The organism is Prolixibacteraceae bacterium (assembly GCA_019856515.1).
In the GTDB taxonomy this organism is placed as follows: Bacteria; Bacteroidota; Bacteroidia; order Bacteroidales; family Prolixibacteraceae; genus Halosquirtibacter; species Halosquirtibacter xylanolyticus.
Map to the genome: position 1 here is coordinate 5,066,547 of CP082230.1, position 20,565 is coordinate 5,087,111.

Genomic DNA, 20,565 nt, shown 5'->3' on the forward strand with positions numbered 1-20,565 from the left:
GAGATTGAGAGAGTAAGATGAACTTTGTAAAAGATGTTCTCTCCCCCTCTCTTTAGGTTTTCTCCTTAACTTCTAAGAGGATGATAAGTGTCTTCTCCTAGCTTTGTCCATATTTTATCCATGGTACCCCCATGATTCAGCCATCGATACCCCCGAAATCGATGGACGAATCATGGCTGAACCATGGACAAAGGTAAGAGAAGGTACAGTTCAGATACAAAGTAGGGTAGGAGGATGTACTTTGAAGCTATATCCCACAAGGTGTGATTTTGTGAAGTGTGGGCTTTGGATATGTACTGATGTTGTACCATTGTGATGATGAATATATATTTATAAAGTTCCACAACATTGTTAAGTTGAATTCGGAAAACAAGAATAAACGTCCGAATGATTGCTTATATTGAATCCTGTTATTGACCTATTTCAATATATAAAAATGTGATGGTATAACAAAGAGTGTGAGTGTATTTGTTTGAAATAAAGCGTATTGCATTTATTGGTGTTTGAAAAATAATCTGCGGCAATACTGTTTTTCGGACAGGCCTTCAGCCCTTGGTTGTGGGGGGGCTTCTTTACCCAAGGCTCCAATCGATTTCTTGACCTTGCGGTCAAGAAATGGTCTCCACCATTGGGCTAGGTTCGGTTTCCCCTTCAGGGAACACTTCAACAACAAATAAAATCTGTTTCATCAGTTCAATCTGTTTCATCAGTGTCCCATCCCGTGTGTTTCAACCCTTCGTGTCTTTGCGTCTTCGTGGTTCTTTCGATCTTTGCGCTTCAACTCTTCGTGCCTTATGCGTCTTCGTGGTTCTTTCCCCCTTGCGCTTCAACTCTTCGTGCCTTATGCGTCTTCGTGGTTCTCTCTATCCTTGCGCTTCAACTCTTCGTGCCTTTGCGTCTTCGTGGTTCTTTCGATCCTTGCGCTTCAACTCTTCGTGCCTTATGCGTCTTCGTGGTTCTCTCTATCCTTGCACTTCACTCCTTTGTGTCTTATTTCCCAGATTTGGTGCAACTTGTCACTCACCTGCTTCTCATTTATGAACGGTAGCCACTCTAGGGGCTGCTTAATTATTTTTCCATCTGTTTTTCTAGATGTATCCCTGCTCTAAACATGGATTTGAGGACTGGTTGGATCTCTTTACCTAGGTTGGTGAGGCTATATTCCACTCTGGGAGGTACTTCTGGGTAGATTGTTTTTTGTATCAAAAGATCCTCTTCAAGTTCTTTAAGCTGTTTTGAAAGCATCCTTTCGCTAATATCAGGCATTAGTTTTGCGAGTTCATTATATCGTCGCTTTTCAATAAAAAGGTGCAAGATGATCGTACCCTTTCTTTTTCCTTTAATGCTTTGTATAAATGTGTCGATAGGGCAGTATCCTTTTTTCATGTTTTTTCTCTCCTAAAGGTGTTGATACTCTTAATTTAGAACAAAATGTTCGTATCGGTATCATTTGTAAGTTGTTGTATTATAGTTTTTTTGTTCTCTTATTTGTGTAAAAATAACATTAACTAGCGTATCTACAATGAATTTAAATAATAAGACATATCGTGCTTTTCGTGTTGAAGAGATAGAGGGTAATTATCAGACATCTATCAAAGAGATGCCTCATATGGATTTAGAAGAGGGACAAGTTAGAGTGAAGGTGGATTATAGCTCATTGAATTTTAAAGATGCACTCTCTTCGATTGGAAATAAAGGAGTAACAAGAAACTATCCTCATACTCCCGGTATTGATGCTGCGGGAGTGGTGGTTGAGAGTCAAAGTGATGCTTTTAAAGAGGGCGATGCGGTAATCGTAACAAGTTACGAGTTAGGCATGAGTCACCCTGGAGGTTATGCTGAGTATATTCAAGTGCCAGAAGGTTGGGTGGTACCGATGCCCGACGGAATGACTTCTCGCCAAGCGATGGTATATGGTACAGCTGGTTTTACTGCTGCACTTTCAGTCTATCGTCTCCTGCAGAATGGACAAAAACCAGAGATGGGGCCTGTAGTAGTCACTGGTGCTTTAGGTGGGGTGGGTAGTGTGGCCTCTAAAATTTTAAGCCACCTAGGCTATGAGGTGATTGCAGCCAACTATCAGCTGACAGAGGACCAGGATATTAAACGTATTGGAGCCACGTCTCAGATTGATCGTGCGATTTCGGATGATACCTCTGGGCGTCCTATGTTGAGAACACAGTGGGCTGGAGCTATTGATGTGGTTGGAGGAAATACATTAACCACCATGCTGAAAGGATGTCAGCCATTAGGAAGTGTGACTACGTGTGGGAATATTGGTTCTGGTGATTTTGCAATGACTGTCTATCCATTTATTTTGAGAGGGGTTTCACTTCTTGGTGTAGATTCGCAAAACTGTCCGATGTCTATTCGTAAAGAGATTTGGATGTTATTAGCCAATGCGTGGGCTGTCGATTTCGATGAGCAACTTGTCTCAGAGACATCTTTAGATGATTTGCAACAGTTTATTGATATTATGCTTGACAAGAAGAGTGTTGGTAGAGTGGTTGTCGCGATTAAATAAAGTGCAGTTATTTGTCTCATTACTCCTGGTCCAAAGTGATTGCTATGGGCTAGGAGTAAGCTATTGGTGAAGGAGTTTCAACCATATACATGCATTGATAAAAGTAGGTTAGTAATGATCCAAGGTTGTAGTATTTAATATTGGGCCAGGCCTTCAGCCCTTGGTTGTGGAGTACTTCTTTACCCAAGGCTCCAACCGATTTCTTGACCTTGCGGTCAAGAAATGGTCTCCACCATTGGGCTAAGTTGGGTTTCCCTTTCAGGGAACACTTCAACAACAAATAAAATCTGTTTCATCAGTGTCCCATCCCGTGCATTTCAACCCTTCGTGTCTTTGTGTCTTCGTGGTTCATTTATAAGATCCGTGGTAATCCGTCCAATCTGTGGCTATATTATTTTTTAGACGCGAGCATCGCGCCTCTACGAGGTTCATTTATATCCGCTGCTATTTTTTCGGACAGGCCTTCAGCCCTTGGTTGTGGAGGGGGATCTTTACCCAAGGCTCCAACCGATTTCTTGACCTTGCGGTCAAGCTATGGTCTCCACCATTGGGCTAAGTTGGGTTTCCCTTTCAGGGAACACTTCAACAACAAATAAAATCTGTTTCATCAGTTCAATCAGTTTCATCAGTGTCCCATCCCGTGCACTTCAACCCTTCGTGTCTTTGTGTCTTCGTGGTTAATTTAAAAGATCCGTCTAATCCGTCTAATCCGTCCAATCTGTGGCTATATTATTTTTTAGACGCGAGCATCGCGCCTCTACGAGGTTCATTTATATCCGCTGCTATTTTTTCGGACAGGCCTTCAGCCCTTGCTGTTGGAGGGGGATCTTTACCCAAGACTCCAACCGATATCTTGACCTTGCGGTCAAGCTATGGTCTCCACCATTGGGCTAAGTTGGGTTTCCCTTTCAGGGAACACATCAATAACAAATAAAATCTGTTTCATCAGTTCAATCAGTTTCATCAGTGTCCCATCCCGTGCGTTTCAATCCTTCGTGTCTTTGCGTCTTAGCGGTGCTCTTCACCTTACGCTTCAACCACAGAAAGATCCGTCTAATCCATGGCTATATTTCTTTGCGCGTCAACCACAACAAAGATCCGTGGTAATCCGTCTATTCCGTGGCTAAATATTTCTTGTGTTCTTTTTAATATGATTTTAAGATAATGTAACTGTTTGGTTCATTGAATGGTAGGATTGTTAAATATTTTTTAACATAATCGATGTGTACAATTATCATAAAATGGGTTAGTTTTGATCATAAGATAGTTTCAATTCAATGACTCTTTTATGATGGATGTTGTTTTGGGCTATTCTGTGCTTGTGTAGATTACTAGAGATGATTTGGTCCTACTTCAGAGAAGGTATTTGGGACTGAAAGTAGCGAAGCTGTATCTAGACTCCACAATGTATGGGCCTTAGAGAGGCTTTTTTTTATGGCTGAACAGAAAAAATAATGACAATAAACTCATCTAATTTAGACTCTTCGATAGGGATATCTACTATCGAAATAAAAAAAATATTAGAGACCTTATACCACAAAAAGTTGTGGATTCTTGCTTCATTGGGATTGTCACTTTTACTAGGGGTTCTTTTTGTTCTTACCAGACCTGCTACTTACCAGTCCGAAGCGCTATTTATGGTAGAAGAGGAGTCTGTAGGTGCCCAAGGCGTAGAGCAGATGTCTCAGATGATGAATGGTTTTGATATCGGAGGTGCTTCTAGCTCTATTGAAAATCAAATTGCGATGTTTACCTCATACGATTTGGTTCGACGTGTCGTGACAAAGATGGATTTGGAATTGGTTGTAACCAAAGAAGGACTCTTTAAAGATAGTTACTGTTATCGTACTTATCCTTTTGATTTAGATTATAGTACATTGCAAGCTATTCCCAATGGACCTTTTGCTACGATAGTTAAAGTTGATGAGACACAGTGGGAGTGGCAGACTTTGGGTGGGGAGTATCCTGACCTTCGAGAGAAGGGCCAAAAGAAGCTATTGCTGAAACCCGAAGTAGCGCTTACTGGTGATGTGTTAACATTACCACTAGGAGAGAAGTCTATTCAGATAAAAATATTGCCTGAGGCGTCACAAGTTCCTATCGGAACGACGTATCAGTTAAGTTTTAGAAGTGTCGATCAGTGGACCACATCATTGATGAAAGGATTAACCATAGCACCCGTTTCGAAAAAGACCTCTATTGTTAGACTACGAAGTAAAAGTGGTCATGCGGCATTAAATGTGGACTTCTTAAATCAGTTGATGGATAAGATTCGTGCACAAGAGTTGGCTTTTCGTAATCGTAAAGCCGATGGCGTCATTGCTTTTGTCGATCAACAACTAAAAAAGATATCCGATTCTCTACAGAGTACGGAGTCTTCCATTGCCATATTTCAAGAGGCGCATGCGATGGTGGGGTTGGATGTACAGTCTCAAACGTTGTTTGATAAGATACAGCAACTTGAGTCGAAACAAGTTTTTGAGAAGATCTGTTTAAGATATGGAGCATATCTCTCTGTATATCTTTCGGAGAATCAGGGAGGTAATCTTTTGTCTCCAGCGATGATGGGAGTCGATGACCCTGTCATACAGCAAGAGGTGGAGAAGCTTAATAGAGTACAGGGGCTCTATTCGGTGGAGAAAGAGAAAACTTTTGTTAATGGGGCTGAGGTTGATCGTCTGTTTGCATTAAAAACGCATGTTTCAAAGAACCTTACTTTGCGTCTGGCTGAGTGGGTTAATCAGCATAAGGTGAGATGTGAACAGTTGGAAGGAGAGAGGCAAGAGACTTTGAATGCGTTGCGTAAGATGCCAAAGTTAGAGAGAGCATACCAAGCGATGCAGCGTCACTATAAGGTGCAGTCTGGTATATATGATTATCTATTAATGCAGCGTACTACTTCTCAGATTACCAAAGCTTCTAATCGAGCCAAAGGGAGTGTCGTGGAAGTTGCGCGTTTAGAGGCTTCTAGGCAAGTGGCGCCAAAGAAACCGTTACTGTTGCTTGTGTTTGTATTTTTGGGTGTCTCTATTCCTGTAGCACTTATTTTACTTCACTATTTTTTAGCCGATCGTATTCAAGATACGAAGCAAGTGGCGAGAGAAGTAGGAGATAATGATATTATTAAGGTGGGACATAGTCGTTGTGGCCCCAAGCCTGTGGTGTTTGATCCATTGTCTGTAGTATCGGAGCAGTTTTATCAGTTGCGTACCATGATGGAGGTGAAAAGATCGAATTATGATAAAGCTGCGGTCTATTTGGTGAGTTCAGCCAATGCCGGAGAGGGGAAGACTTTCGTCTCTGTAAATATGGCATTGACCTATGCCAAAAGAGGAGCGAAGGTGTTGCTTATTGGAACGGATTTGCGCAAGCCTCGATTACAGAACCTTTTGGATCACCAATCAGAATATGGCTTGATTGATTATCTGGAAGGAGTGGTTGATTTAGATCATTTTGATGTACAGCATAGTGAAGAGGGATTGGACCTATTTCTCTCTGGAAAATTAAAAGGGGCTAACCCCGCAGATCTATTGGCATGTACACGAATGCGTAAGCTTATGTTGCATTATCGTGATATATATGATGTAATTATACTAGATACGGCTCCTTTGGGGCTGGTTCCAGATACATTGGGCCTGTTGGATTACTGTGACCGTTTTCTTTTTGTGGTTCGCAAAGGGGTTACTCCAATGCACTACTTTAGCTCTGTTTGGCGGTATCTACAGGATCATAATAGATATCTGTCAGTGGATGTGGTACTCAATGATGTTCCTGGACCCACTTATTATCAGGAAGAAGAGGTTTCAAGGCGTACTTTGGGTTGGATCCGAAAGAGACGAAATAAGGTTATTAACAGTAGCGATGTTTATGTTAATTGATTGGTAGTCGGTCTCTTGGTGTGTTAAAAAACTCTGTTTTTTCTTGGTGAGACTGTGAATATTATATAATTTCGGTGTGCTTATCCGGAGTTTTGCCTTTGCTTGTTCTATTTAAAACATGGGATTGAGGAGGCGAAGCTGTAAAAGTTAACGATCTAAACTCAATATTAAAATTTGTATTTCAATTTTATTATTGGAATAAAAAAATAGTAACCCATGTGTTGTACCCGATTTTTAAACCGCGGACTGTATTTCCTTATTACGATGATGGCTTTGGCCTCTTGTACCTCCAAGAAGGAGTTGGTCTATCTGCAGTCCCCTAATAAAGAGACTGTCATGTCATCTGTAACTGCGCCTACCATCGCTCCTTATGAGATCCAAATAGGAGATCGTCTATATATCTCTGTTACTTCTATTGATCCAGAGACCAATGCGATTTTTAATGGGCAGAGCTATAATAGTTTAACCTCAGAAATTTCTGTGGATTTGGTGAGTTATCAAGTGCAAGAAAATGGCACGGTCACCTATCCTTTTGTTGGGGCAGTAAGTGTCGTCGGAAAACCACTCTCTATGGTGCAGCAGGAGTTGAAGGCGAAAGTGCAAAAGGTGGCACCACAGGCATCTGTGGTGGTGAAGTTGGTTAACCGCTCTATTACAGTATTGGGTGAGGTGAAACAGCCGGGACGTTATACGGTTTTTAAAGATCAGATGACGGTATTTGAAGCGTTAGGATTTGCAGGCGATATCACCGATTTTGGTTCGCGTACCAATGTCAAGATTATTAGAAAAAATGGAGACAAACAGAAAATATGGATCGTTGACTTGACGCAAGAAGAGCTACTTGCTAGTAGTGATTTGATTATACAGCCCAGTGATATTGTCTATGTCGAGCCAGGCAGCAAAGTCTATGGGAAGAAAACATTTAGTGTTAGTTTGATGATTAGCGTCATCTCTACTTTTATTGCGCTATATGCTACCTTTATAAAATAATCTATTATTCCTCTACAAAATAATTCCCTTAAGAACACCCTATACGTATGCAGAAAAATCCTTACCAAGCACCGCAAGAACAGCAAGGTGCGGCATTCGAGATACAGACCATTGATTATCGCAAGCTTTTTTACTCCATTTGGAGAAGAAAGAGTTGGTTTTTTATTACATTTATTTTAGCCTTATTGTCAGGGTGGTTATATAATCGTTATCAAGTACGTACTTATCGAGTGTCTGCCAAGTTCTTAATTGAAGATGAGAAGAGTAAAGGTGGTTCCGATTTGGCGATGGGAACTATGACACAGGGCTTCGATTTGATGGGAGGGTATTCTCATTTTGATAACCAAGTGGTCGTGGTTCAGTCCTATGGGGTGATGGAAGAGGCGGTTGTTCGTATGCAACAAAAGGCTGAAGTATTTATTGAGGGGCGTGTGGTTAAGTCACGCCTATTTGATAGGATGCCATTTGAAATAAAAATTAATGACACTGTCCCTCAGGTGATGGGGGGTTTAATGCAGTTTGAATATTTAGGAGATCATAGATGGAGGCTAGTCGTGGAGAATGATGAGAAGAAACGGATTATTTATGACTATGGTCGAAAATTAAATAGTGGAATGTGTTTTTTGCCCCCTATTGATACCACATTTATTTCAAGAGTTAATGTGAAAAATGAAAGTATTGACTTTACATTTATTGAAAATGGGTTAATTGACATAGAACTCCGTAAAGGAGATAAATATGATATTATCTTAAGGGATTACGATTGGTGGGTTAAGTATTATAAGATGCAATTATCGGTTTCTCCTGTATCTAAAGAGACTACTATTCTTAACTTTGCAATGGTCACTGAAACTCCATCAGAAGGAGTGGCATTTTTAGATACTTTGATGCAGACAGTGATTGATAAAGATTTGGCTAAAAAGAATGAGATAGCAGATAACACTATTGCTTTTATTGATCAGCAGTTGGAAGGTCTAGCTTCTCAGTTGTCTGATACGGAAGGCCAACTAGAAGCCTTCCAGTCTGAGAATAAGATGGTGGAGCTATCTACCCAAGCTGAAAAGATCTTTGAACGGATGCAGGATCTTGAAATGGAGAAAGAGAAATTGGGTATGCGCTTACGTTATTATCGATACTTGAAGGAGTATTTGTCCAATCGAAAGACGGAGGGGATTTTGGCTCCATCGAGTATGGGGATCGAAGATCCATTGATGCTCTCAATGGTTTCAGAGATCAATAAACTTTTGGATGAACGCACGGTACTTCAACGTGCCAGTGTTCCGAACATCCAGCGCCTGTCAACCATTAAAGCACAGTTACAGCATGCTGCCGTTACCCTGCAGGAGAATGTGCGTCAGATGATACAGAATGTATCTTTGCAGAAAGAGGGTGTAGAAGCTCGAATGAGTAAAATTTCATCAGAAGTGGAGAGTCTACCAGAGGCAGAGCGAACCTTCTTAAATATACAGCGTAAGTTTAAGGTGAATGATAATATCTACACTTACCTACTGCAAAGAAGAACAGAAGCTGCAATTACCAAAGCTTCCAATACACCAAATGGTTCTATTATTGACGTGGCACGACAAGAAAGTGATATTCCTGTGAGTCCTAAAACGATGATCAATTATTTAGTATTTATTCTATTAGGATTGATGGTACCATCCATTGCAGTCATGATAGAGTCTTACTTTTTTGACCATATTGTAGGAGCCTCTGATATTAAAGAGTTAGTAGGTGTGGCACCGATGGCTATAATAGGTCATGCTGAAGAAGGGTCTAAACCCGTATTGACAGCTCCAGATGCACAAGTGACGGAACAATTTCGTGCATTAAGGGTGCGTCTGGCACATGCTTTCAAGGAGACCAAAGCACCTATATTCTTATTTACTTCTACATTATCAGGGGATGGAAAGACTTTTGTTTCGATTAATACTGCTCTCTGTTTCGCTGCCTTAGGCAAAAAGACGATTTTGGTTGGTGCCGATCTACGTAAACCACGACTGCAGTCCGAATTAGAGTGTCGTACAGAATATGGTTTAGCTGAGTTTCTTGCAGGAGAGACTTCTAATGTATATGAGCTCATCAATGCGCAAAGTGACACGACAATGGATGTCATCTTTTCTGGTGTCTTTGGAGTACATAGCCCTGTAGATTTATTGTCTCATGGGCGGATGGGGGTACTGTTGGCAGAACTTCGTAAGACCTATGACTATATTATCTTAGATACCGCTCCATTGGGCATCTCTTTTGATACGTATAATATCTTAAATAGAGCCGATCATGTAATTTTTGTTTCTCGTTCTCATAAGACTCCCAAAGGGGGAATCCAGTCTGTAAGAGAACAGATGCAAAAGTATATCCCTGATAATAAAGTTGGGTATGTTATAAACGATGTATCTAATAAAGAAGGAACCTATGGCTATGGCTATGGTTATGGTTATGGTTATGGTGAAGAACAAAAAAAGAAAGGAATTATAAGTAAAATATTCAGATAATTAGAACATGTTAGTTTATTATTTATTTTTTGTAATTCTTGTTATTGTTTTTTTTATCGAAAAAAAAATTGATTCTAGAAGAATTCTGTACTCTATGAGTATTATTCTTTTTTCTGTTTTGCTCGGCTTTAGAGATTCAACAGTAGGAAATGATACTAGCAGGTATCTGGATATTTATAATTCATTTGAGTATATTGATTTTAATAAAAGTGAATATGGATACGATATATTACAATATATTGGGAAAAGTATAGGTTTAGAATTTTATTCATATAATTTAGTGTTGTCGATATTTATATCCATATCATTTTTGTTTTTTTTTAATAAATATTCGACAAATTTATTGCTTTGTATATTTCTACATATAACAATTGGTTTATTTGCTATGAGTATGTCAGGAATACGTCAAACCTTAGCTGTTTGTTTAGGTATGCTAGCTTTTGATCTCATTAATGAGAAAAGAAATATATTAGCAATGTTATTGTTATACATGGCATTTACAATTCATAATTCTTCTATTATAGTTTGTTTGCCTTATCTTTTATTTGTTTTAAGTAGAAAGAAGACTAAATTAAAGTATATATCATATCTTTTGCTTTCCTTGATTCCATTCTTTTTTCTATTACCATTACTTGTTCGAAATGTCGATTTGTTTTTACCTCAGAGATACTTAAATGGGATCGATGTTTATAAGGAATTTAATTCAATTAGTCCAATGTTAATTATCTCATGGGGAGTATTATTACTATTGTCATATTGTTTGGTTTTGTTTAAAATATCTGTCGTTAAATATAATTATTTGATTCAAATCTTTTTTATATTATCTATTTTTCATTGTTATATGATGTTGCTAGGTTTGGAAATGGTTCACTTATCAAGACTATCATATTATTTTAGGCCATATTTAATTGTTTTGATAGTTCTAGTCATAGATAAAATTCCAAATCTTTCTTTTCGACTAGTAACTTATTCTATCTTATTTATATTGTCGTTATATCAATTTGTAGTTTATATTCCTAATAGTGCTTTGAAAATTGATAAGTACTTATTTATTTCAGAATCCTTTTTGTTTTAATGTGAGATAATTAACAATAAATAGATCATTTTATGAGACTATTTGTAATATATATATAATGAATGTTGTTAAAAAAATAGTTTTTATGCATCACACTAATATTATTGGTGGAGGTTCTTTAAGCTTATTTGATATTATTGATTGTTTGTCCGATACAAATTATAGTCCGCATGTTGTTTTTCCGAAATCAAATTCTGCCAGTAGTTATTTAAAAAGCAAATGTTTAGATGATAGTTATGAATATACAGAAGTTGATTGTCCATTCATAACTCTTTCAAATTTTAATGGAGGTCCAAATTTGATTTTTATGTTGTTTAAATTTCTGCGGAATATTTTCTTTGTGTTCAAGTGGAATAAATTAATTCGAAACATGAATGAGGAAATATTCGTTTTGAATAGTATTGTTCAGGTTCCTTTGGTTTTATTACTCAAGTATCATAATAAGAAAGTAATATGTTGTGTGAGAGAAACTAAACAAGAAAGAAGGGGCATCGTGAATTTATTAATGTCTCGTTTATTGGATATGTGTGACTGTGTAACATTTCTAACTAAATTTGATATGTTAAATTGGTCTTTGATTAAAGCTGATACTTATATCCTCCCTGATATTGTTAATCTTAAATATTCCAATATTGAGCAGAGGGGTACTAGTAAATCATTTAATAGAGATTCGTTAACTTTGCTTTATACTGGTGGAGCTAATTATTTAAAAGGTTATGATGTATTGTTAGAGTCTCTTACGTATCTAAATATTAAGTTAAATGTTGTTGTTTGTGGAGTGATACCTCCAAAGATTAATTTGAGGTTCATTATTTTACGAACACAGCTGTATTTGTTTCATGTAAAATGCCAATCGTTAAAACTTCAGATTAACAAAAATATAAAAATTACTGTGTTTGGAAAAATGAGTAATGTGGAAGAATTAATAAATAAGTGTGATGTTATTGTCATTCCATTCAATATTGCTCATCAATCAAGAAATCTGTATGAAGCTGGATATTTTAAGAAACCAGTCATAATTTCTGATTTTACATGTTACGAGGATAATGTTATTGATGGGTTTAATTGTATTACATTTAATCCAAATGATCCTAGAGATTTAGCTGATAAAATCAGTTTGTTTTATTCAAAACCAACTGAAGAAGTTATACTTATGGGACAAAATAATCACAGTATGACAATTTCTAATCATAATCATGAAACAGTGTCTAAATTATTTATTAATATTTTAAGTAATGTTGGTTAAATATCTTAGGTCGAACCAATCTCTAATTATTGTTTTATTAGCAATTGTGGCTCTTCCTATTTCGTATTTTAGGAATTGGCTTTTAGGTGATATTGGGGTTGATTATGTCTCAAAGTATGCAATATTTATTCTACTCTTAAATTTTGCAGCAACATTTTTTGTTTATGGCTCACCTACGGCATATTCAATATATATTCCAAATCTTTGTAAAACTGAGAAGAATAAATTTATAAAAACTTATTTCTATTTATCGGCAGGTTTATCATGTTTTGGATTATTAATATTATTCCTATTAATCAAATATTCAAATGTTTTAGATAGTTATTATAGTCTGTTTCATAATAATTTTATTCCAATTATTGTTTTTATACTATGTGCTGTCTTTTCCCAATTAATGATTTATGTTACTAATGGATTGAAAGATTATGTATTCTCTGCAATATTATCAAATATACAAGTATATTTTATTGTAATTTGTTTGTCACTTATTTTGATTGGAAATAAACAAATTAATGCTTATGACTTTATGTTCATTTTCTTTTGTTCTACTTTTATGTTTATATTGATAGTAGGATCTGTTCGTATTAAATTCCAATCTATTTTATTAACTGAAGGGTATTGTTTTAATAAGCATTTTCTGAGACAATCACTTTATATGTATTTGAGCTCAATTGTGTCTTATTTGTATGTATATATTGACCAGTTGTTTATAATTTCACGTTTTGAAAAATCAGATTTAGCTTATTATTTCATGGTTTTTCAATTGTGTACACTCGTAAGTTTTATCCCTAAAAAATTAGTGCAATATTTCTTGACTAAATTTTCAATATTATCAAATAATATAATTTCGATTACAAATTACTATATAAAACTTACGGACTTATCTATGTTTGTGTCCTTTTTAATTAGTGTATTATTAATATGTTTTAGATGGTATTTGTTTGATTTTTTCCATATTAAGGATGGGGAATATTTTATTTTTAAAATTTTATTGCTTTCTAGTTTTATTTCCTCGGTGGGGATCCTAAATTCAACACTTATTCAGTCAAACGATCGCGGTAAGTTCGTTCTAATATCAAATTTTAGCCTTGTGTGTATTCAATTAATATTTGCATTATTATTGATTAGTGAATATCAGATAATAGGTTTATTATTGTCTCGTTTAATTGTAACTGTATTGGGCTTTTTGATAAATTATTGTTATTTGAGATTTATTTTATTGAAATGTAATAATTTTATTAACTGGGTTTCTTTCGTCTCCTACTTATCAATTTTATTTGTTTTACTTTCTATAGAAAGCAATAATACAATGATTATGACTATTGCTCTTTTATTAAGTACCACTATAGGAGTTTTGCTATTAGGATATAAGAATATAATTAGTTTTATAAATAGATTTTAATATGATTCGAATACTGAAAAAATATATTATTACAATACTTAATCTATTGTTCTTTATTAAGTTATCATTAATAAGATTTCTTGAAGTCTTAGGTGGTTTTTTTCCAGAGACAAGCTTGGGCTGTAAAATAAGAGGATGTATATATCGACCATTTTTAAAGAACTGTGGTGCTAATTTTCAAGTTGCTTTAAATGTTAAGTTCGAAAACTTAAATAAAATTAATATTGGAAATAATGTATATGTAGGCTATGGTTCTTGGATAAATGGGCATAAAGATGGTGTTACTCTATGTGATGAAGTTATGCTAGGTCCATACGTTACTCTAGTTGCAAATAACCATAGTTTCTTGGACAATTCATATCGTTTTGGTAAAGGAAGTGGAGGTGAGATTAAAATAGGGAGTGGCACTTGGTTGGCTGCAAAATCAACAGTTACTGCTGGTGTTGTTATCGGTAAAGGAGTACTTGTTGGTGCTAATTCAGTTGTTACAAAAGACATTAAAGATAATTTTGTGGTAGGTGGAGTGCCTGCAAAAATGATAAGAATAATAGAAAGATGATTGGACAAATAAAAAAAAGAATTTTAAAGTTAGTTCCTCTTGTTCATGTTAATAATTCTAGTCAAACTATTTATGAATGTTTACTTGGTTCTATTAAAATGTATCAAGTAACTAAGCAAGAGCTTTGGAAAGAACGTTGTGATAGATTACTGTCGATATTGATAGATATCCAATGTGATGATGGTGGTTTTGATATTGGATACGATTTTAATTTTGGATATAAACATAATAAGGGAGAGTCAACTTCACCTGAAATGATTTCATTAATTGCATTGTGTTTATATGCGAAAGAGTTTAATTATAGAAATGAATTGAGAGATAATGTTACTGCTTCTGTAAATTGGATAAAAGAACATTCTAGAGAAATATGTTCAGATATGTGGGCTATACCCTATGGTCCCCATTCTACAAATAATATTGTCGTTTATAATGGTACTTCTTTTGTTTGTTCTGCTTTGGGTGTATATCTCGGTGTTTATGGTAAGAATGATGAATCTTTAGTCGAAATATATGAGGGAATGATCAATTATCTGTATCATAATATGCATTCTGATGAAGATCTCGAAGATGAAAAGTTTTGGTATTATAATGTTTCTAAAGAGAGTGATAAGATTGATTATTATCATCAAATGCAACAGGTAGAAGTACATAGTATTGCTAATTCGTTTATGCCATCTGATGTTCAAGAAAAGATAATTAAACAAGCTAGTCGCTTTATCCATAAAAAATGTCAAAGTAGTGGCTCAATTATTAACTACACAAATGACTCATCTTTTTCTAATAGAATCCATGTCTGGGGTTTGTGTTCAGTTGCGAGCGGATTGGTCCATGCAAGTGCTTATGAAGATGATTTATCTATATCTTATAAAGATGAAGCTGTTCGTATCTGGCAATTTATTATAAATAAGTCTTGGAATGGTCAATATTTTTCACCTATACTCGAAAATAATGGCGATGTATATGATTCTAGATTTTATGTTAGGAGTGATTCATGGGTTTTTAACTCATTGGCATCATTTTATTGTATCTCAGGAAAAGATCCTTTCTTATTACGTATAATTAATGATAGTTATCGTAAAATGGAAGAATGTAGTTTTTCTGGAATTGAAAATCACGCATCATCTATGCAAAGGCGTTTGGTTTTAAAATCAATTGATATATGTCTGAAGTTTTTAAGAAAAATAAAGTAATAGTAGCAAGCTTATATTATAAACCTTATTATGGTGGTGTTGAAAATTCATTGTATTATATATCAAAATCGCTTATTAGAAAAGGATGTGTTGTTGAAATACTAGCATCAAATAGGACTCCTTCTGGAGGTGTCATAAATGATTCTGTCGATGACATAATTAAAATCAATCGCTTTAAGTATCCCAGATATACATTGTCGATTTTTAAACCATTGATGATAATACTTAGTGTTTTGTCAGCTTTAAATAGACTTAAAGTTGATAAAGATGCGATTATTTTATGTAGAAATCATTTAGTTGTGTTAGGATTTTATTTATATGGGATTAAGAATATTACTTATATCGTTCCAAGTTTGATTGATGGACTAGATACGAAGTTTAACAAGGATAATATTAGTTTTTTAGAATTAATTAAGAAAAGTTTAATTCAGTTTTTGATCGTTAGTCAGAGTATTGTAATTCAAAAAATAGCTTTTTCTTATTCACGTAAAATTGTTGTTTTTAGTAATATGATGAGAAATCAAATACTTTCAAAATATAATAGTGTTCGACCTAAAGTTAGTGTTATTTCACCAGGTGTTGATCGATCACGTTTCAATCGTCTTTCGTTAGATTTAGATTCAATTAATACTTGTGATAATCATAGGATAACTTTTCTCTGTATGGCTAGATTAGCTGAATCGAAAGGTTATAACGATGTTGTTGATGCAATGGAGTTGTTAGATGAAGGTGTTTTGCATCGAATAAGAGTATTAATTGTAGGTGATGGACCAGAAAAGTTAAAGTTGGAGACAAAAGTTGAGAAGCTGAAACTTGGTAGTGTTATAAAATTCTATCCCTCTACTACTGAACCGGAAAAATATTATAAGATGTCTGATTATTTTTTTATGACATCTCGCTATGAATCTTTTGGACAAACTATCATTGAGTCTTTTTCTTCTGGAGTACCTGTATTAGCATATAATAGTGAATCTATAGATACAGCATCAAGTGAGATTATATCTCATGGATATAACGGCTTTTTATGTGATTTGAATAATTATGATTTAGCAGCGCTCATATCTCGAGTCGTTTCTATTAGAAAACATGATAAAGAATTAATTAATCTAAATTGTATTGAAACTAGTAAAAAATATTCTTGGGATCGTTTTGTTGAAATGTGTATTAACTCTTAAATTAATATTGATTTGAATTTATTAGTCATAACTTCGATTGAATTTCCTAGTCCAACAGCTGGTGCAAATAGAATTATTTCATATTCAAAAGGACTAATTGAAGAGGGTTGTAGCATAAATGTTCTTTCCGTTAGAAAAAAAACAATTTCTAATATTGATCGTAGAATCAAAATTATCAACACAGGTGGTAAATCACGTGGAATAATCTTATCATTATTATCGATGTTTAAATATTTGTGTTCTAATAATTATGATTATTATTTGGTTGTGTCAAATAGTATAGTGTTAATCACTATAGTTAAACTGGCTTCATTAATTAAAAGGACTAAGATATTGATTGAGAAGAGTGAATTTCCCTTTGTTTTAATGAATTTGTCCTTGGTAGGTAAAATTTATTCAAAGTTTTATATTAGATATATATATTCTTTATTTGATGGTATGGTTATTATGACAAAACCTCTTATTGAGTACTTCCAGGATAAAATTCCTAAAAAGACACAAATCTTTCATTTACCAATGACTGTTGATTTTGAGCGGTTTGATTTGTGCCAAAGTGAAGATACAGATGAGAGATATATTGCATATTGTGGAAATATGTCTGGCAATAAAGATGGTGTATTAAACTTATTGGATTCTTTTGCATTATTTACGAAACATTATAAAGATATAAGGCTCAAATTAATTGGAGGTGCTACTATTGATGAATTAAATTCAATAAAAGAGTATGCAAAAGACCAAAAGAGAGTTGATTTTTATGGAGTTGCAGAGGCTTCTGAAATTCCACAACTTTTAAGTAGTGCAAAGCTTCTTGTATTGGCACGACCAAATTCATTACAATCTTTAGGTGGTTTTCCAAGTAAATTAGGAGAATATCTTTCAACAGGTAATCCTGTTTTGGTTACTAAAGTGGGTGAAATTCCCAATTATTTAACTGATGGCGTTAATGCATTTTTGGTTGAACCTGATAATAATATTCTTTTTGCAAAAAAAATGATGTGGATTTTTGAAAATTATGAACTTGCTAAGAAGATAGGTTGTAATGGAAAAAAAATAGCAAAGACTACCTTTTCATATAAATCTAAATCAAAGGACTTTTTTGATTTCTTAACGAAGCTTTAGTATATGTTTAAAGATAAAACCTTATTAATTACTGGTGGGACAGGTTCTTTTGGTAATGCTGTTCTAAATAGATTCCTCGATACAGATATTAAAGAGATTCGCATTTTCTCTCGAGATGAAAAAAAGCAGCATGATATGCGAGTGGCATTAAATAATTCAAAGGTAAAATTTTATATTGGTAATGTTCGAGACTATAGAAGTATTGAATTGGCAATGCAAGGAGTGGATTACGTATTTCATGCAGCAGCTTTGAAACAAGTACCTTCCTGTGAATTTTTTCCATTAGAAGCTACTGAAACCAATGTTGTTGGTACGGATAATGTGATACGTTGTGCTGTAGCAAATAAAGTGAAACGAGTTATCTGTTTGAGCACAGATAAGGCTGCCTACCCAATTAATGCTATGGGGATATCCAAGGCTCTGATGGAAAAAGTGGCTGTAGCAGCATCTCGTAATATTCCTGAAGGAGGAACAACTGTATGTCTGACACGCTATGGTAATGTGATGGCATCTAGAGGATCTGTGATCCCCCTTTTTGTGGATCAAATTCAAAATAATCAACCTTTGACTGTTACTGATCCAGAGATGACTCGTTACCTGATGAGCTTAGACGAAGCGGTAGATTTGGTTCTGTTTGCTTTTAAAAATGGAGAACAAGGGGATCTTTTTGTTCAAAAAGCTCCTGCTTCTACTGTTGGTGATTTAGCTCAAGCTGTGAAAGAACTTTTCAATTATAACCAAGATGTTAAGGTGATTGGGACACGTCATGGGGAGAAGTTGTATGAGACGCTATGTACTCGTGAAGAGATGGCAAAAGCTGAGGATTTAGGAGAGTTCTTTCGTATTCCAGCGGATAACAGAGATTTGAATTACAGGAAATATTTTGCGGATGGTGACCATAAAACATCTGCTTTGGAAGATTATAATTCCCATAATACGGATAGATTGAATATAGAAGGGGTAAAAGATAAATTATTGTCTCTGTCATTTGTTCAAGATGCCATTAACAATAAAGAGCAATAGATTATGATAAAAATTGGTATTACAGGTCAAGCTGGTTTTGTTGGTACACATTTGTTTGAGACTTTAAAATTAAAAAATGATGTGCAAACGATACCGTTCGAAGACAGCTTCTGGAACTCTAATGAGACCTTAGATGCTTTTGTTTCATCTTGTAATGTAATTGTACACCTGGCTGCAATGAATCGTCATGAGAGTATGGAGGTATTATATAATACCAATGTACAACTTGTAAATGACCTTGTCGGTAGTTTGGAAAGATGTGACTCTAAAGCAAGAGTCCTTTTTTCATCTTCAATCCAAGAGACACGAGGAAATCTTTATGGGGACTCAAAAAAAGAAGGAAGACGACTGTTTAATGAGTGGGCTAATAGAACCGAAGGGTCTTTTGGTGGCTTATTAATCCCCAATGTATTTGGACCATTTGGACGACCAAATTATAATTCAGTCGTTGCAACTTTTTGTCATAAAATGACACATCATGAAACGCCTACCATTATTCAAGATGGAGAGTTAAATCTTATATATGTAGGAGAATTGGTGGATGAGATATATCAACTTGCATGTGCTGAAACTGTTGTAGATTGCAAGGAGATTGCTGCGACTTCTACCATGAAAGTTTCTGAGATCTTATCTTTTCTTGAAGTGTGTCGAGCTGAGTATCTTGAGAAGGGAATAATTCCATCATTGATTTCTAATGTAGAAGTGCAGCTGTTTAATACTTTCCGTTGTGCAATGGATATCAAAGGTCACTATCCTGTGATGTTAACCAAACATACGGATCCTCGAGGTTCTTTTGTAGAGACTATTCGTTTAGGTGTTGGTGGACAGGTGTCTTTTTCTACCACTGTTCCTGGAATAACAAGAGGAAATCACTTCCATACGCGAAAGATTGAAAGATTCTGTGTGATTAAAGGTAAGGCACTGATTCAGTTACGTCGTATCGGAACGGATGAAGTCTTGGACTTTTATTTGGATGGAGAGAACCCTTCCTATGTAGATATGCCTATATGGTATACGCATAATATAAAAAATATTGGAGAAGAAGAGTTGTATACTATGTTTTGGATCAATGAGTTTTATAATGAAAATGATCCTGATACATACTTCGAAGAAGTGTAAGATGAATTAACCACTAAGGCACGAAGTCACGAAGATAGTTTGGCCACGGATTAGACGGATTGGACAGATTTCCACGGATCTTTTTGTGGTTGAATCGTAGATAAAATTCCAAAGTACCACTAAGGCACAAAGACACAAAGGGAGGTTCCTACGGATTTTTATTTGTGCTACGTAGAAGCACGATACTCACGTCTTAAAAACAATATGGCCACGGATTAGACGGATTGGACAGATTTCCACGGATCTAATTTGTATTATTAACCTCAGATTCTACAGAATTGATATTTAACCACAGATCTAACAGACTAAACTGATTGTTACAGAACTAATTTGTATTATTAACCACAGATTTGACTTAATTGTTGCTCAAACTTTGTAAATGATAGATTCTTATGTATTTTGATTTGACTCAGAAAATAATTAAATGCTATTATGAAGTTTATAATACTCTTGGATTTGGCTTCTTGGAGCAAGTTTATGAGAAGGCTTTGTTATATGAACTAAAGAGTTCTGGGTTATATGTGGAAGATCAAAAGAAAATTGAGGTATTTTATCAGAAACAAAATGTCGGTGTGTATTATGCTGATTTAGTTGTTGAGAATAAAGTTATTATTGAGCTTAAAGCTGTTAAAAGATTGACACCTGAGTTTTCAGCTCAATTATTGAATTATCTTAAGGCCACTAATTTTGACGTTGGCTTATTGATGAATTTTGGCGTTGAACCTGAATTTAAAAGATTAATTTGCGATTTTTGAGTTAAATGTAATTTG

At 35.1% G+C, this 20,565-nt stretch carries 14 protein-coding genes; 13 read left to right on the forward strand and 1 reads right to left on the reverse strand.

Features of this window, described 5'->3' with window-relative positions; genetic code table 11:
- Window positions 1-1,068 precede the first annotated feature (1,068 nt).
- Entirely contained in the window at window positions 1,069-1,386 is a 318-nt protein-coding gene (locus tag K5X82_18625; GenBank protein QZT37216.1) for a helix-turn-helix transcriptional regulator, read from the reverse strand.
- Between the two features lie 136 nt (window positions 1,387-1,522).
- On the opposite strand from K5X82_18625, the gene K5X82_18630 reads away from it, so the two are divergent.
- The 13 genes from K5X82_18630 to K5X82_18690 all read left to right on the forward strand — a co-directional run bounded on the left by K5X82_18630 (window position 1,523) and on the right by K5X82_18690 (window position 20,550).
- A complete protein-coding gene (locus tag K5X82_18630; GenBank protein ID QZT37217.1) occupies window positions 1,523-2,524 on the forward strand; it encodes a YhdH/YhfP family quinone oxidoreductase in 1,002 nt (333 codons plus the stop codon).
- A gap of 1,454 nt (window positions 2,525-3,978) precedes the next feature.
- A complete protein-coding gene (locus K5X82_18635) occupies window positions 3,979-6,402 on the forward strand; it encodes a polysaccharide biosynthesis tyrosine autokinase (protein QZT37218.1) in 2,424 nt (807 codons plus the stop codon).
- A gap of 216 nt (window positions 6,403-6,618) precedes the next feature.
- The gene (locus tag K5X82_18640) at window positions 6,619-7,392 is read left to right on the forward strand and encodes a polysaccharide export protein (GenBank protein QZT37219.1); all 774 of its coding nucleotides are present in this window, start codon (window positions 6,619-6,621) and stop codon (window positions 7,390-7,392) included.
- Between the two features lie 47 nt (window positions 7,393-7,439).
- On the forward strand, window positions 7,440-9,887 hold the full coding sequence (locus K5X82_18645) for a polysaccharide biosynthesis tyrosine autokinase (GenBank protein QZT37220.1): 2,448 nt from the start codon (window positions 7,440-7,442) through the stop codon (window positions 9,885-9,887).
- Window positions 9,888-9,981: 94 nt separating this feature from the next.
- Window positions 9,982-10,962, forward strand: coding sequence for an EpsG family protein (locus tag K5X82_18650; protein QZT37221.1), 981 nt, complete (start codon window positions 9,982-9,984; stop codon window positions 10,960-10,962).
- 58 nt (window positions 10,963-11,020) lie between these two features.
- Window positions 11,021-12,208, forward strand: coding sequence for a glycosyltransferase (locus K5X82_18655; GenBank protein QZT37222.1), 1,188 nt, complete (start codon window positions 11,021-11,023; stop codon window positions 12,206-12,208).
- 1,403 nt (window positions 12,209-13,611) lie between these two features.
- Window positions 13,612-14,169, forward strand: coding sequence for an acyltransferase (locus K5X82_18660; protein ID QZT37223.1), 558 nt, complete (start codon window positions 13,612-13,614; stop codon window positions 14,167-14,169).
- On the forward strand, window positions 14,166-15,359 hold the full coding sequence (locus K5X82_18665; protein QZT37224.1) for a hypothetical protein: 1,194 nt from the start codon (window positions 14,166-14,168) through the stop codon (window positions 15,357-15,359). The genes K5X82_18660 and K5X82_18665 overlap by 4 nt, the downstream gene beginning before the upstream one ends.
- Window positions 15,329-16,534, forward strand: a complete 1,206-nt coding sequence (locus tag K5X82_18670) for a glycosyltransferase family 4 protein (protein ID QZT37225.1) — start codon at window positions 15,329-15,331, stop codon at window positions 16,532-16,534. The genes K5X82_18665 and K5X82_18670 overlap by 31 nt, the downstream gene beginning before the upstream one ends.
- 12 nt (window positions 16,535-16,546) lie before the next feature.
- Window positions 16,547-17,653, forward strand: coding sequence for a glycosyltransferase (locus tag K5X82_18675; GenBank protein ID QZT37226.1), 1,107 nt, complete (start codon window positions 16,547-16,549; stop codon window positions 17,651-17,653).
- Between the two features lie 3 nt (window positions 17,654-17,656).
- A complete protein-coding gene (locus K5X82_18680; GenBank protein QZT37227.1) occupies window positions 17,657-18,676 on the forward strand; it encodes a polysaccharide biosynthesis protein in 1,020 nt (339 codons plus the stop codon).
- Between the two features lie 3 nt (window positions 18,677-18,679).
- The gene (locus K5X82_18685) at window positions 18,680-19,795 is read left to right on the forward strand and encodes an NAD-dependent epimerase/dehydratase family protein (protein QZT37228.1); all 1,116 of its coding nucleotides are present in this window, start codon (window positions 18,680-18,682) and stop codon (window positions 19,793-19,795) included.
- Window positions 19,796-20,187: 392 nt separating this feature from the next.
- Complete coding sequence (locus K5X82_18690; GenBank protein QZT37229.1) at window positions 20,188-20,550, forward strand: GxxExxY protein; 363 nt, start codon at window positions 20,188-20,190, stop codon at window positions 20,548-20,550.
- Window positions 20,551-20,565 lie beyond the last annotated feature (15 nt).

What these genes read in the sequence shown, in the direction of transcription:
- K5X82_18625 (QZT37216.1), bottom strand. Translation starts at nt 1,386, where the DNA reads ATGAAAAAAGGATACTGCCCTATCGACACATTTATACAAAGCATTAAA.
- K5X82_18630 (QZT37217.1), top strand. Translation starts at nt 1,523, where the DNA reads ATGAATTTAAATAATAAGACATATCGTGCTTTTCGTGTTGAAGAGATA.
- K5X82_18635 (QZT37218.1), top strand. Translation starts at nt 3,979, where the DNA reads ATGACAATAAACTCATCTAATTTAGACTCTTCGATAGGGATATCTACT.
- K5X82_18640 (QZT37219.1), top strand. Translation starts at nt 6,619, where the DNA reads ATGTGTTGTACCCGATTTTTAAACCGCGGACTGTATTTCCTTATTACG.
- K5X82_18645 (QZT37220.1), top strand. Translation starts at nt 7,440, where the DNA reads ATGCAGAAAAATCCTTACCAAGCACCGCAAGAACAGCAAGGTGCGGCA.
- K5X82_18650 (QZT37221.1), top strand. Translation starts at nt 9,982, where the DNA reads ATGAGTATTATTCTTTTTTCTGTTTTGCTCGGCTTTAGAGATTCAACA.
- K5X82_18655 (QZT37222.1), top strand. Translation starts at nt 11,021, where the DNA reads ATGAATGTTGTTAAAAAAATAGTTTTTATGCATCACACTAATATTATT.
- K5X82_18660 (QZT37223.1), top strand. Translation starts at nt 13,612, where the DNA reads ATGATTCGAATACTGAAAAAATATATTATTACAATACTTAATCTATTG.
- K5X82_18665 (QZT37224.1), top strand. Translation starts at nt 14,166, where the DNA reads ATGATTGGACAAATAAAAAAAAGAATTTTAAAGTTAGTTCCTCTTGTT.
- K5X82_18670 (QZT37225.1), top strand. Translation starts at nt 15,329, where the DNA reads ATGTCTGAAGTTTTTAAGAAAAATAAAGTAATAGTAGCAAGCTTATAT.
- K5X82_18680 (QZT37227.1), top strand. Translation starts at nt 17,657, where the DNA reads ATGTTTAAAGATAAAACCTTATTAATTACTGGTGGGACAGGTTCTTTT.
- K5X82_18685 (QZT37228.1), top strand. Translation starts at nt 18,680, where the DNA reads ATGATAAAAATTGGTATTACAGGTCAAGCTGGTTTTGTTGGTACACAT.
- K5X82_18690 (QZT37229.1), top strand. Translation starts at nt 20,188, where the DNA reads ATGTATTTTGATTTGACTCAGAAAATAATTAAATGCTATTATGAAGTT.